General features: G+C 62.7%; 12 protein-coding genes. All 12 read left to right on the top strand.

What is annotated here, in order from left to right; genetic code table 11:
• Positions 1 to 192 precede the first annotated feature (192 nt).
• The 12 genes from OUZ30_RS07840 to nuoL are packed head-to-tail and all read left to right on the top strand — an operon-like array spanning position 193 to position 11,828.
• Complete coding sequence (locus OUZ30_RS07840; protein WP_266183133.1) at positions 193 to 549, top strand: NADH-quinone oxidoreductase subunit A; 357 nt, start codon at positions 193 to 195, stop codon at positions 547 to 549.
• A complete protein-coding gene (locus OUZ30_RS07845; RefSeq protein WP_266151252.1) occupies positions 540 to 1,097 on the top strand; it encodes a NuoB/complex I 20 kDa subunit family protein in 558 nt (185 codons plus the stop codon). Before OUZ30_RS07840 ends, OUZ30_RS07845 begins: the two co-directional genes overlap by 10 nt.
• Positions 1,098 to 1,111: 14 nt before the next feature.
• Positions 1,112 to 1,840: an NADH-quinone oxidoreductase subunit C gene (locus tag OUZ30_RS07850; RefSeq protein WP_266181674.1), complete on the top strand. Its 729-nt coding sequence runs from the start codon at positions 1,112 to 1,114 to the stop codon at positions 1,838 to 1,840.
• Positions 1,825 to 3,096 carry an NADH-quinone oxidoreductase subunit D gene (locus OUZ30_RS07855; protein WP_425601484.1) on the top strand — a complete coding sequence of 424 codons (1,272 nt, stop codon included), beginning with the start codon at positions 1,825 to 1,827 and terminating at the stop codon, positions 3,094 to 3,096. Before OUZ30_RS07850 ends, OUZ30_RS07855 begins: the two co-directional genes overlap by 16 nt.
• An 18-nt stretch (positions 3,097 to 3,114) precedes the next feature.
• Entirely contained in the window at positions 3,115 to 3,642 is a 528-nt protein-coding gene (gene nuoE / locus OUZ30_RS07860; RefSeq protein ID WP_266181676.1) for an NADH-quinone oxidoreductase subunit NuoE, read from the top strand.
• Positions 3,643 to 3,654: 12 nt separating this feature from the next.
• On the top strand, positions 3,655 to 4,965 hold the full coding sequence (gene nuoF / locus OUZ30_RS07865) for an NADH-quinone oxidoreductase subunit NuoF (RefSeq protein WP_266181677.1): 1,311 nt from the start codon (positions 3,655 to 3,657) through the stop codon (positions 4,963 to 4,965).
• Positions 4,962 to 7,283, top strand: a complete 2,322-nt coding sequence (gene nuoG, locus OUZ30_RS07870; protein ID WP_266181678.1) for an NADH-quinone oxidoreductase subunit NuoG — start codon at positions 4,962 to 4,964, stop codon at positions 7,281 to 7,283. Before nuoF ends, nuoG begins: the two co-directional genes overlap by 4 nt.
• Before the next feature lie 4 nt (positions 7,284 to 7,287).
• A complete protein-coding gene (gene nuoH, locus OUZ30_RS07875; protein WP_266181679.1) occupies positions 7,288 to 8,316 on the top strand; it encodes an NADH-quinone oxidoreductase subunit NuoH in 1,029 nt (342 codons plus the stop codon).
• 8 nt (positions 8,317 to 8,324) lie between these two features.
• Positions 8,325 to 8,816 carry an NADH-quinone oxidoreductase subunit NuoI gene (gene nuoI / locus OUZ30_RS07880; protein WP_266181680.1) on the top strand — a complete coding sequence of 164 codons (492 nt, stop codon included), beginning with the start codon at positions 8,325 to 8,327 and terminating at the stop codon, positions 8,814 to 8,816.
• A gap of 12 nt (positions 8,817 to 8,828) precedes the next feature.
• Positions 8,829 to 9,482, top strand: coding sequence for an NADH-quinone oxidoreductase subunit J (locus OUZ30_RS07885; protein ID WP_266181681.1), 654 nt, complete (start codon positions 8,829 to 8,831; stop codon positions 9,480 to 9,482).
• Entirely contained in the window at positions 9,479 to 9,784 is a 306-nt protein-coding gene (gene nuoK / locus OUZ30_RS07890; RefSeq protein ID WP_266181682.1) for an NADH-quinone oxidoreductase subunit NuoK, read from the top strand. The genes OUZ30_RS07885 and nuoK overlap by 4 nt, the downstream gene beginning before the upstream one ends.
• Positions 9,785 to 9,788: 4 nt before the next feature.
• On the top strand, positions 9,789 to 11,828 hold the full coding sequence (gene nuoL / locus OUZ30_RS07895) for an NADH-quinone oxidoreductase subunit L (RefSeq protein WP_266181683.1): 2,040 nt from the start codon (positions 9,789 to 9,791) through the stop codon (positions 11,826 to 11,828).

Below are 11,828 nucleotides of genomic sequence, written 5' to 3' on the forward strand. Positions count from 1 at the left end.
TGTTGTTAAGCGCACTGATACAATGTCGCGATTCCCGACCTTGATCGTGGAAAGTCGGACGTTCGTGGCTCAAAAACGCGCGCGATCGTGGCGGATAGCCCATGGCCTTCATCGGCCTACCGAACCCAGTTGCCGGACCGTTTACCCCGACGGTCACTGATGCGCCATGAAGGCGCGGAGGTACGCTCCATCGTGCTTGCCGAATACTGGCCCATTCTGCTGTTCATCGGCGTCGCCGCCGGCCTAGGCGTGGTCCTGCTGGTCATTGGCCTGCTGGCCGGTCCGCGTCGTCCCGAAGCAGACAAGCTCTCGCCTTACGAGTGCGGCTTTGAAGCCTTCGAAGATGCGCGCATGCGCTTCGACGTGCGCTACTACCTGCTGGCGATCATCTTCATCATTTTCGATCTGGAAATCGCGTTCCTGTTCCCATGGGCCGTGGTGTTCCAGAAGATCGGCCTGACCGCCCTCGTCGAGATGGCGCTGTTCCTGCTGCTGTTGGTTATTGGTTTTGCTTACGTGTGGAAGAAGGGAGCACTGGAATGGGAGTGATCTCGTCGCTCGATCGGGTGATGCACAACCCGCAGCCGTTGAACCTGGTGGACGACATCCTGCGTCCGGTCGAGGACAACCCGATCATGCAGCGTGGCTTTGCCACCACCAGTGTCGATGCGCTGATGAACTGGGCACGCACCGGTTCGATGTGGCCGATGACGTTCGGGCTCGCCTGCTGCGCCGTGGAGATGATGCATGCCGGTGCCGCGCGACTGGACCTTGACCGCTACGGCGTGATCTTCCGTCCCAGCCCGCGCCAGTCCGACGTGATGATCGTAGCCGGCACCCTGGTCAACAAGATGGCTCCCGCGCTGCGCAAGGTCTATGACCAGATGCCGGAGCCGAAGTGGGTCATTTCGATGGGTAGCTGCGCCAATGGCGGCGGCTATTACCACTACTCCTATTCCGTGGTGCGCGGCTGTGACCGCATTGTGCCGGTGGACATCTACGTGCCGGGCTGCCCGCCGACGGCGGAAGCGTTGATCCACGGCATTTTGCAGTTGCAGAAGAAGATCCGTCGTACCAACACCATCGCGCGTTCCTGAGGACGCAGCCAGCCATGACTGATACACCATCGAACTCGCTGGCCGAGCGCCTGTCTGCGCGATTCGGCGAAACGCTGTCGATCAACATCGTACGCAACGAAGTGACCGCCGAGGTCGCTGCGGCCGATCTGCTCGCGGTGGCTACCGCCCTGCGCGACGAAGCGGCGTTCAGCTTCCGTCTGCCGATCGACGTGTGTGGCATCGACTATATGGGCTACGGCCAGACCGAGTGGGACACCGAGACCGTATCCGGTACCGGCTTCTCGCGCGGTGTGGAAGGCGAAGCGATGGGTCGCTTCACCTGGGCCGATCGTCCACGTGCCGATAGCCAGCCGCGCCGTTTCGCTGCCGTGATCCATCTGCTTTCGCTGGAGCACAACCATCGCCTGCGTTTGCGCGTGTTCTGCGAAGACGACACGCTGCCGATGGTACCGTCGCTCACCGGCATCTGGCCGGGCGTGAACTGGTTCGAGCGTGAAGCGTTCGACCTGTACGGCATCGTGTTCGAAGGCCACCCGGACCTGCGCCGCATCCTGACCGACTACGGTTTCGTGGGCCATCCGTTCCGCAAGGATTTCCCGCTGATCGGCAACGTCGAAGTTCGCTACGACCCCGAGCAGAAGCGCGTGGTGTACGAGCCCGTGTCGATCGAGCCGCGCGTGCTGGTGCCGCGCGTGATCCGTGATGACGCCGACCTGGTCCAGGCCAAGGCCGAGTCCGCCGACAAATGGCGGGAGAATTGAGCATGCAGGAAATCCGCAACTACACGATGAACTTCGGCCCCCAGCATCCGGCTGCGCACGGTGTGCTGCGCCTGGTGCTGGAAATGGACGGCGAAACCGTCGTTCGCGCTGATCCGCATATCGGCCTGCTTCATCGCGGTACCGAGAAGCTGGCCGAGTCCAAGCCGTTCAATCAGTCGATCGGCTACATGGATCGCCTCGACTACGTGTCGATGATGTGCAACGAGCACGCTTACGTGCGCGCCATCGAAAACCTGATGGGTATCGAGGTGCCGGAGCGTGCGCAGTACATCCGCACGATGTTCGACGAGATCACCCGCATCCTGAATCACCTGATGTGGATCGGTTCCAACGCGCTCGACCTGGGTGCGATGGCCGTGTTCCTGTACGCGTTCCGCGAGCGCGAAGAGTTGATGGACGTCTATGAGGCGGTGTCGGGCGCGCGCATGCACGCGACCTACTACCGTCCGGGCGGCGTCTACCGCGATCTGCCGGCACAGATGTCGCAGTACCGCGAGTCGCCCTGGCACAAGGGCAAGGATCTGAAGCGCCTCAATAGCTGGCGTGAAGGTTCCATGCTCGACTTCCTCGACGCCTTCACCGCCGATTTCCCCAAGCGCGTGGACGAGTACGAGGAACTGCTCACCAACAACCGCATCTGGAAGCAGCGTACCGTCGGCATCGGCGTGATCCCGCCCGAAAAGGCCCAGGCCTGGGGCATGACCGGCGTGATGCTGCGTGGTTCGGGCATCGAATGGGATCTGCGCAAGAAGCAGCCGTATGCCAAGTACGCCGAGGTGGATTTCGATATCCCGGTGGGCGTGGGTGGCGACTGCTACGACCGTTACCTGGTGCGCGTGGAAGAGATGCGCCAGTCCAATCGCATCATCGCGCAGTGCGTGAAGTGGCTGCGGGCGAATCCCGGTCCGGTGATCGTGCAGAACTTCAAGGTCGCGCCGCCGCATCGCGAAGACATGAAGCAGGACATGGAAGCGCTGATCCACCACTTCAAGCTGTTCACCGAAGGCTACGGCGTGCCCGCGGGCGAGACCTACGCTGCGGTGGAAGCTCCCAAGGGTGAGTTCGGCTGCTACCTGGTTTCCGATGGCGCCAACAAGCCGTTCCGCGTGCATCTGCGCGCGCCGGGTTTTGCCCACCTGTCGTCGATGGACGTCACCGTCAGTGGCCACATGTTGGCCGACGTGGTGGCGATGATCGGTACTTATGACCTCGTGTTCGGCGAAGTCGATCGCTGAGCCCGGAGGAAAGCACCTATGAAAGCAACCGGAAATTTCGACCAGGTCAAGAACGTTGACCCGCTGGTCGTACTCAATGACCACACTCGTCATCATATCGAGGAGTGGGTGGCCCGCTTTCCGCCGGATCGCAAGCGCTCGGCGCTGATCCAGGCGCTGTTTGCCGCGCAGGAGCAGAACCACGGCTTCCTGACTGACGAGCTGATCACCGCTGTGGCTAAGTATCTCGAGCTGCCGGCGGTATGGGCTTATGAGGTCGCCAGCTTCTATTCGATGCTGGAAACCAAGCCGGTCGGCCGCAACAACGTGGCGATCTGCACCAATGTCTCGTGCTGGCTCAATGGCGCCGACGAACTGGTGGCGCATGCCGAGAAGAAGCTTGGCATCAAGCTCGGCGAAAGCACCGCCGATGGCCGCGTGTATCTCAAGCGCGAAGAAGAATGCATCGCCGCCTGCGCCAGCGCGCCGGCGATGACCGTCAATGGTCACTACCACGAGCGTCTCACGGCCCAAAAGGTCGACGAGATTCTCGACGGTCTCAAGTAAGGGCAGGGCGCAATGGCATACGGACCGGCACCCCAGGAACACCAGGTCGTCTACACCACGCTGCATTTCGACAAGCCGTGGGCGATGGACAGCTATACGCAGGTTGGCGGCTATGAAGCGTGGAAGAAGATCCTCGCCGAGAAGCCCGACCCGAACGCGCTGATCGAAGAGATCAAGAAGAGCAACCTGCGCGGCCGCGGCGGCGCAGGCTTCCCGACCGGCTTGAAGTGGTCCTTCATGCCCAAGGGCACGATGCAGAAGTACATCCTCTGCAACTCGGACGAATCGGAGCCCGGCACCTGCAAGGACCGCGACATCCTGCGCTTCAACCCGCATGCGGTGATCGAAGGCATGGCGATCGCGTGCTATTGCACGGGTTCGACGGTGGCCTACAACTACCTGCGTGGCGAATTCCATCACGAGCCGTTCGAACATTTCGAAGAGGCGCTGAAGGAAGCCTACGCCGCGGGCCTGCTGGGCAAGAACATCCAGGGTACCGGCCTTGATATCGACATTTATGGTGCACTCGGCGCTGGTGCCTATATCTGTGGCGAAGAAACCGCGCTGATGGAATCGCTGGAAGGCAAGAAGGGCCAGCCGCGCTTCAAGCCGCCGTTCCCGGCCAACTTCGGCCTGTACGGCAAGCCCAGCACCATCAACAACACCGAGACGTATGCCTCGGTGCCGGCCATCCTGCGCAAGGGCGCGGACTGGTTCCTGGCCCAGAGCAAGACCAAGAACGGCGGTCCGAAGATCTTCTCGGTCTCCGGTTGCGTGCAGAAGGGCGGCAACTTCGAAGTGCCGCTGGGCACCACCTTCGACGAATTGCTGGAAATGGCCGGCGGCCTGCGTCCGGGTCGTACGCTGAAGGGCGCGATTCCCGGCGGTGTGTCAATGCCGGTGCTGCGTGCCGAACAGCTCAAGGGCCTGCCGTTCGACTACGACACCTTGCGTGACCTCAAGACCGGTCTCGGTTCGGGCGCCATCGTGGTGCTGGACGACACCGTCTGCACGGTGCGCTTCACCCGTCGCATCTCGCAGTTCTTCCATAAGGAATCCTGTGGCCAGTGCACGCCGTGCCGCGAAGGCACCGGCTGGATGCATCGCGTGCTGACCCGCATCGTCGACGGCCAGGGCACCATGGACGACCTGCACCGCCTGAAGGCCATTGCCGGCCAGATCGAAGGCCACACCATCTGCGCGTTCGGCGAAGCCGCGGCGTGGCCGGTGCAGGGCTTCCTGCGCCAGTTCTGGGATGAATTCGAGTACTACATCGTCAACGGGCGTTCCATCGTCGACGACAAGCTTGGAGCCGCCGCATGAGTGCGCAGCCCGTTGCCCCCGCCCTTGATCTGCTGAATATCGAGATCGATGGCAAGCCCACGCAGATCCGCAAGGGCGCCATGATCATCGAGGCCGCCGACGCCATTGGCGTGGCGATCCCGCGTTTCTGCTATCACCGCAAGCTGCCGATCGCCGCGAACTGCCGCATGTGCCTGGTCGAGGTGGAGATGGGCGGCAAGCCCATGCCCAAGCCCCAGCCGGCCTGCGCCACGCCGGTGGCTGAAGGCATGAAGGTGAAGACCCGCACCGACGTCGCTCTGAAATATCAGAAGGACGTGATGGAGTTCCTGCTGATCAACCATCCGCTCGACTGCCCGATCTGCGATCAGGGCGGCGAGTGCGAACTGCAGGACGTGGCGCTGGGCTATGGCCGCAGCGTGTCGCGCTACACCGAGCGCAAGCGCAGCATCGCCGACGAAAACCTCGGCCCGCTGGTCGCGACCGAAATGACCCGCTGCATCCAGTGCACGCGCTGCGTCCGCTTCACCAGCGAGATCGCCGGCACCTACGAACTGGGTGGCATGAGCCGCGGCGACAACCTGCAGATCGGCACCTATATCGGCAAGACGATCGAGACCGAGCTGTCGGGCAATATCATCGACGTCTGCCCGGTGGGCGCGCTCACCAACAAGCCGTTCCAGTTCCAGGCACGCGCCTGGGAGCTGGTGGCCAAGCCATCGATCGCTTATCACGATGCGCTGGGCTCCAACCTGTGGCTGCATACGCGCCGCGGTGAAGTGCTGCGCACGGTGCCGCGCGAAAACGAATCGATCAACGAGTGCTGGCTCTCCGACCGCGACCGTTACAGCCATCAGGGCCTGTACGCCGCCGATCGCGTGAGCACACCGCAGGTCAAGCGCAACGGCCAGTGGCAGACCACCAGCTGGGAAGACGCGCTCGGTGCGGCCGTCGAATCGCTGAAACAGTCCGCCGGTAGCGACCTGGGCGTGCTGGTGCATCCGGCCACCACCAACGAAGAAGGCGACCTGCTGGTGCGCTTGGCACGTGGCCTGGGCAGCGCGCATATCGATCACCGCCTGCGTCAGCTGGACTTTGCTGACAACGCCGCGGCTCTGGTATTTGCCAAGCCGGTGGCAGAGCTCGATCACGTCAAGGCCGCACTGCTGGTCGGTTCAGACCTGCGCCATGAGTTGCCGCTGGTCAATCACCGCATCCATCAGGCGGTGAAGAAAGGCGCCAAGGTCTACGCCGTCAATCCGGCGAGCTTCAACTTCAACTACAAGCTGGCGGGTGAAGCGATCGTCGCGCCGCAGGCGCTGGTCGATGCGCTGCTGGCCCTGGCCAAGGCCGCCGTCGAGGCGGGTGCCGCGGCACCGTCCGCATTGGCTGCCGCGATCAACGGCGCCTCGTCGGACCAGGGTGACAAGGACGCCATCGTTGCACTCAAGAGTGGCAGCGCCGTGGTGATTCTCGGCGAAGCCGCCGTGACGCATCCGCAGGCCTCGTGGCTGCGTGCCGTTGCCCGCTTCATCGCCGAAGCCACCGGGGCGGGCTACAACGAGCTGCCGGTCGGCGCCAATGCGCTGGGCCTGGCCCGCGTCGGCGTGGTGCCGGGCAATGGCGGCCTCGACGCACAGAGCATGCTGGCCCAGCCGCGCAAGTCGTATGTGCTGTATGGCGTCGAACCGCAGGACGTGGCCGATGGGGCCGCACTGCTCAAGGCGCTGCGCGGTGCCGAGCACGTGGTGGCGTTCTCCGCTTATGCCGGTCCGGTGCTGCGTGACGTGGCCGACGTGATCCTGCCGATTGCGCTGCTGCCGGAAAACGACGGCACCCTGGTCAACGTCGACGGCTTGTCGCAAAGCGTGGCTGCCGGTGCCAAGGCGCCGGGTGAAGCGCGTCCGGGCTGGAAGGTTCTGCGTGCGCTGGGTGGCGTGCTGAAGCTCGCGGGCTTCGAGTTCGACGACCTGGCGGGTCTGCGCGAAGGCATTATCGAGCGCGGTCATCAGGTGCGTGCGGAACTGGCGACCCGTCCGGCGGTTGCCGGCCTGAGCCGTCTGGCGACCTGGCCGATCTATCGCACCGACGCTGTGCTGCGTCGGGCGACCGCTCTGAGCGCCCACCCGTTGAACCGGGCGCCGGCCGTGCGCGTCAATGCCGACGAGGCGCAGCGCCTGGGTCTGGGCGAGGGCGTGCCCGTACGCGTTGCCGATGCGGTGCTGCCGCTGGTGATCGACATCAGCGTGCCCGATGGCACGGCGTGGATCGAAGCCGCACACGATGACACCGTCGCGCTGCCGCCCTACGGCGCAGCCCTCACCCTGAGCAAGGCGTAAGCACATGGGCGATCAGATTCTCAACCAGCTCATCTGGCCGGTGGTCTACATCCTGGCCATCATCCTGCCGCTGGTCATCGCGGTGGCGATGTTCGTGTACTGGGAGCGCAAAGTCATCGGCTGGATGCACGTGCGCATGGGGCCGAACAAGATCGGTCCCCTCGGCCTGCTGCAGGCATTCGCGGACGTGGTCAAGCTGCTGCTGAAGGAAGTCATTCTTCCGACCGAAGCGAACAAGTTCCTGTATTACCTCGCACCGATGCTGGCGTTGATTCCAGCGCTGGCGGCCTGGGCGGTGGTGCCGTTCAACGAACAGATGGTGTTGGCCAACGTCAATGCCGGCGTGCTGTATCTGCTGGCGATGACCTCGCTGGGCGTGTACGGCATCATCCTCGCCGGCTGGGCCTCCAACTCGCGTTACGCCTTGCTCGGCGCCATGCGTTCGGCCGCCCAGGTGATCTCCTACGAGCTGGCCATGGGCTTGTGCCTGGTGTGCGTGCTGGTGCTGGCCGGTTCGCTGAACCTTACCGACATCGTGCATGCGCAGTCCGGCCACAAGGGCGTGTTCGACTGGTTCATGTGGCCGCTGCTGCCGGTCTTCATCATCTACTTCATCTCGGGCGTGGCCGAAACCAACCGTGCGCCGTTCGACGTGGCGGAAGGTGAGTCGGAAATCGTGGCCGGCTTCCACGTGGAATATTCCGGCTCGGCGTTCGCGCTGTTCTTCCTGGCCGAATACGCCAACATGATCCTGATCAGCTTCCTGGCTGCGATCCTGTTCATGGGCGGCTGGTTGTCGCCGTTCCCGGCCTCGTGGGGCTTTATCGGGCACGGCAGCTTCCTGTGGCTGTTCATCAAGGCCTTTATTTTCGCCTTTATGTTCCTGTGGTTCCGCGCCAGCTTCCCGCGCTACCGCTATGACCAGATCATGCGTCTAGGCTGGAAGGTATTCATTCCCATCACCATCGTCTGGGTCCTCGTCGCCGGCTGCATGAAGTATTTCGGCTGGGTCACCGTCGGCACGGGAGGCTGAAGAAAATCATGTCCCGCATCACCCACTATTTCAAAAGCCTGCTGCTGATCGAGCTGTTCAAGGGCATGGCTTTGACCATGCGTTACATGTTCAGCCCGAAGTACACGATGCGCTACCCGATGGAGCACATCCCCAAGTCGAACCGCTTCCGCGGCCTGCATGCCCTGCGTCGTTATCCGAACGGCGAAGAGCGTTGCATTGCGTGCAAGCTGTGCGAGGCGGTGTGCCCGGCCCTGGCCATCACCATCGACTCGGCGCCGCGCGAGAGTGACGGCCAGCGCCGCACCACGCGCTACGACATCGACCTGTTCAAGTGCATCTTCTGCGGCTTCTGCGAAGAGAGCTGCCCGGTCGACTCGATCGTCGAGACGCATATCCACGAGTATCACTTCGAGCAACGTGGCGAGAACGTGGTGACCAAGTCGCAGCTGCTCGCCATTGGCGACCGCTTCGAGCAGGACATCGCGGCCGCTCGCGCTCAAGACGCTGCGTATCGCTGAGGACGGGACATCATGATTGACCCCCAAATGTTCCAACTCATCTGTTTCTACGCGTTCTCCGCGGTCACCGTCGGTGCCGCGCTGGGCGTGATCAGCCTGCGCAACACGGTGCATGCGGTGCTGGCGCTGGTGCTCACGTTCTTCAGCACGGCCTGCATCTGGCTGCTGGCCGAAGCCGAGTTCCTGGCCATCGCGCTTATCGTGGTCTACGTGGGCGCCGTGATGGTGCTGTTCCTGTTCGTGGTGATGATGCTCGACATCAAGCAGGAGCATGTGCGCGAAGGCTTCATCAAATACCTGCCGGTCGGCATCATCGTGGCCCTGATCATGTTGGGCGAGATGCTGGCGATGATCGGCGTACGCGCCATGCACGCCCAGGTGATGGGCGCCAACCCGGCCACCGTGGCGGGCATGTCCAATACCGAATGGCTGGGCACGGCGTTGTACACGCAGTTCCTGTTGCCGTTCGAAATCGCCGCGCTGATCCTCACCGTCGGTGTGGTGGCAGCGGTGGTATTGACCCTGCGCGAGCGTCCCGGTGTGCGTCACCAGTCGGCGTCGCAGCAGGTTCTCGTCAATCCCCGTGATCGCATTCGCCTGGTGAAGATGGCGGCGGAAGTACCCACCGCGCCCCAGCCGGCACCGGGCAAGGAGACCACCCCATGATCACGCTTTCGCATTTCATCGTGCTCGGCGCGGTGTTGTTCAGCATCGCCCTGGCCAGTCTCTTCATCAACCGCAAGAACGTCATCGTGCTGTTGATGTCGATCGAGCTGATGCTGTTGGCGGTGAACATCAACTTCGTCGCGTTCTCCCGCTTCCAGGGCGATGCCGCGGGGCAGGTGTTCGTATTCTTCATCCTTACCGTGGCTGCGGCGGAAACCGCTATCGGCCTGGCGATCCTGGTGTTGCTGTTCCGTAATCGCAGCACCATCAACATCGCTGAAATCGACAGCATGAAGGGCTGACCCGATGGAATTGTCCACCTCCATTTTGCTGACCATTGCCCTGGCGCCGCTCGTCGGCTGCCTGCTCGCGGGCTTTTTTGGTCGCATCATCGGCCGCGCCGGTTCGCACACCGTCACCATCCTCGGTGTGGCGCTTGCCTGTGGCCTGTCGTTCTATGTGTTGTACCAGCTCACCGCTGGCGGTGCGCCGGTCTATAACCAGAACATCTACACCTGGTTCGAGATCGGTCGCTATACGGCCAACGTGGGTTTCCTGATCGACCGTCTCACCGCCATGATGATGGTGGTGGTGACCTTCGTGTCGTTGCTGGTGCATATCTACACCATCGGCTACATGGCCGACGACGATGGTTACCAGCGCTTCTTCAGCTACATCTCGCTGTTCACCTTCTCGATGTTGATGCTCGTGATGAGCAACAACTTCATGCAGCTGTTCTTCGGCTGGGAAGCAGTGGGCCTGGTGTCGTACCTGTTGATCGGTTTCTGGTACAAGCGCCCCACGGCGATCTTCGCCAACCTCAAGGCGTTCCTGGTCAACCGCGTGGGCGACTTCGGTTTCCTGCTCGGCATCGCGGCGATCCTGTATTTCCTCAATACGCTGGACTACGCCACGGCGTTTTCCAACGCCGACAGCCTGATCGGCAAGACGCTGCAGATCACCCAGAACACGCATTGGGATGCCGCCACGGTCATCGGCATCCTGCTGTTCATCGGTGCGATGGGCAAATCCGCCCAGGTGCCGTTGCACGTGTGGTTGCCGGATTCGATGGAAGGCCCGACCCCGATCTCGGCACTGATCCACGCCGCGACCATGGTGACCGCCGGCATCTTCATGGTCGCGCGCATGTCGCCGATCTTCGAGCTGTCGGACACCGCGCTCAGCTTCGTGATGGTGATCGGCGCCACCGGTGCCTTGTTCACCGGCCTGATCGGCATCGTGCAGAACGACATCAAGCGCGTAGTGGCCTATTCCACGCTGTCGCAGCTGGGTTACATGACCGTCGCGCTCGGCGTGTCTGCTTACGCGGGTGCGGTGTTCCACCTGATGACGCACGCGTTCTTCAAGGCGCTGCTGTTCCTGGGCGCAGGCTCGGTGATCATCGCCATGCACCATGAGCAGGACATGCGCTACATGGGCGGCCTGCGCAAGTACATGCCGATCACCTGGATCACCATGTGGATCGGTTCGCTGGCGCTGTGCGGCGTGCCGTTCTTCGCCGGTTTCTACTCGAAGGACGCGATCATCGAGGCGGTGGGCGAGTCGCATCGCTGGGGCGCCAATTACGCTTACTTCTGCGTGATGGCGGGTGCCTTCGTGACCGCGCTGTACACCTTCCGCCAGATGTACCTGACCTTCCATGGCAAGGAGCGCTTCGTCGTCGTGCATGACCATGGCCACGGCGAGCATCACCATGAATCGCACAAGGATGACCACGGTCACCACGATGCCGGCATCATGCATGAGACGCCGAAGGAGTCGCCGTGGGTGGTGACGCTGCCGCTGATCCTGCTGGCGATTCCCTCGCTGCTGGTGGGCTTCTTCGCGATCCAGCCGCTGCTGTTCGGCGAGTGGTTCGGTAGCGCCATTCAGGTGCACGAGGCAAACAACGTACTGGCTGAACTCGGCAAGGAGTTCAGCGGCTCGATGGCGATGGCGCTGCACGGCTTCACCCAGCTGCCGTTCCTGTTGGTGTTGTCGGCGTTCGCTATCCAGACCTACATCTATCTGTTCAACCCGGCCTTGGCCGACCGCATCAAGAATGCGCTGCAGCCGATCTACAACGTGCTCAACCACAAGTACTGGTTTGACGCGGTGTACTACATCGTCTTCGCGCGTGGCGGTATCGCGCTCGGTCGTGCGCTGTGGAAGGGCGGCGACGCCGCCGTGATCGACGGCGTGCTGATCGACGGCTCGGCGGGTCTTGTCCAGCGGATCGCAGGCGGCGTGCGCCGACTGCAGTCCGGCTACCTCTATCACTACGTCTTCGCGATGATTCTCGGCCTAATCCTGCTGCTTGGCGGGTATTGGCTGGTCGGGCAATAA

Origin of the sequence: Dyella humicola (assembly GCF_026283945.1) — a bacterium.
GTDB classification, from domain to species: Bacteria; Pseudomonadota; Gammaproteobacteria; order Xanthomonadales; family Rhodanobacteraceae; genus Dyella; species Dyella humicola.

Bases quoted from the DNA above. Each gene is read 5' to 3' on its own strand.
- OUZ30_RS07845 (WP_266151252.1), top strand. From the start codon at position 540: ATGGGAGTGATCTCGTCGCTCGATCGGGTGATGCACAACCCGCAGCCG.
- OUZ30_RS07850 (WP_266181674.1), top strand. From the start codon at position 1,112: ATGACTGATACACCATCGAACTCGCTGGCCGAGCGCCTGTCTGCGCGA.
- OUZ30_RS07855 (WP_425601484.1), top strand. From the start codon at position 1,825: ATGGCGGGAGAATTGAGCATGCAGGAAATCCGCAACTACACGATGAAC.
- nuoE (WP_266181676.1), top strand. From the start codon at position 3,115: ATGAAAGCAACCGGAAATTTCGACCAGGTCAAGAACGTTGACCCGCTG.
- nuoF (WP_266181677.1), top strand. From the start codon at position 3,655: ATGGCATACGGACCGGCACCCCAGGAACACCAGGTCGTCTACACCACG.
- nuoG (WP_266181678.1), top strand. From the start codon at position 4,962: ATGAGTGCGCAGCCCGTTGCCCCCGCCCTTGATCTGCTGAATATCGAG.
- nuoH (WP_266181679.1), top strand. From the start codon at position 7,288: ATGGGCGATCAGATTCTCAACCAGCTCATCTGGCCGGTGGTCTACATC.
- nuoI (WP_266181680.1), top strand. From the start codon at position 8,325: ATGTCCCGCATCACCCACTATTTCAAAAGCCTGCTGCTGATCGAGCTG.
- OUZ30_RS07885 (WP_266181681.1), top strand. From the start codon at position 8,829: ATGATTGACCCCCAAATGTTCCAACTCATCTGTTTCTACGCGTTCTCC.
- nuoK (WP_266181682.1), top strand. From the start codon at position 9,479: ATGATCACGCTTTCGCATTTCATCGTGCTCGGCGCGGTGTTGTTCAGC.
- nuoL (WP_266181683.1), top strand. From the start codon at position 9,789: ATGGAATTGTCCACCTCCATTTTGCTGACCATTGCCCTGGCGCCGCTC.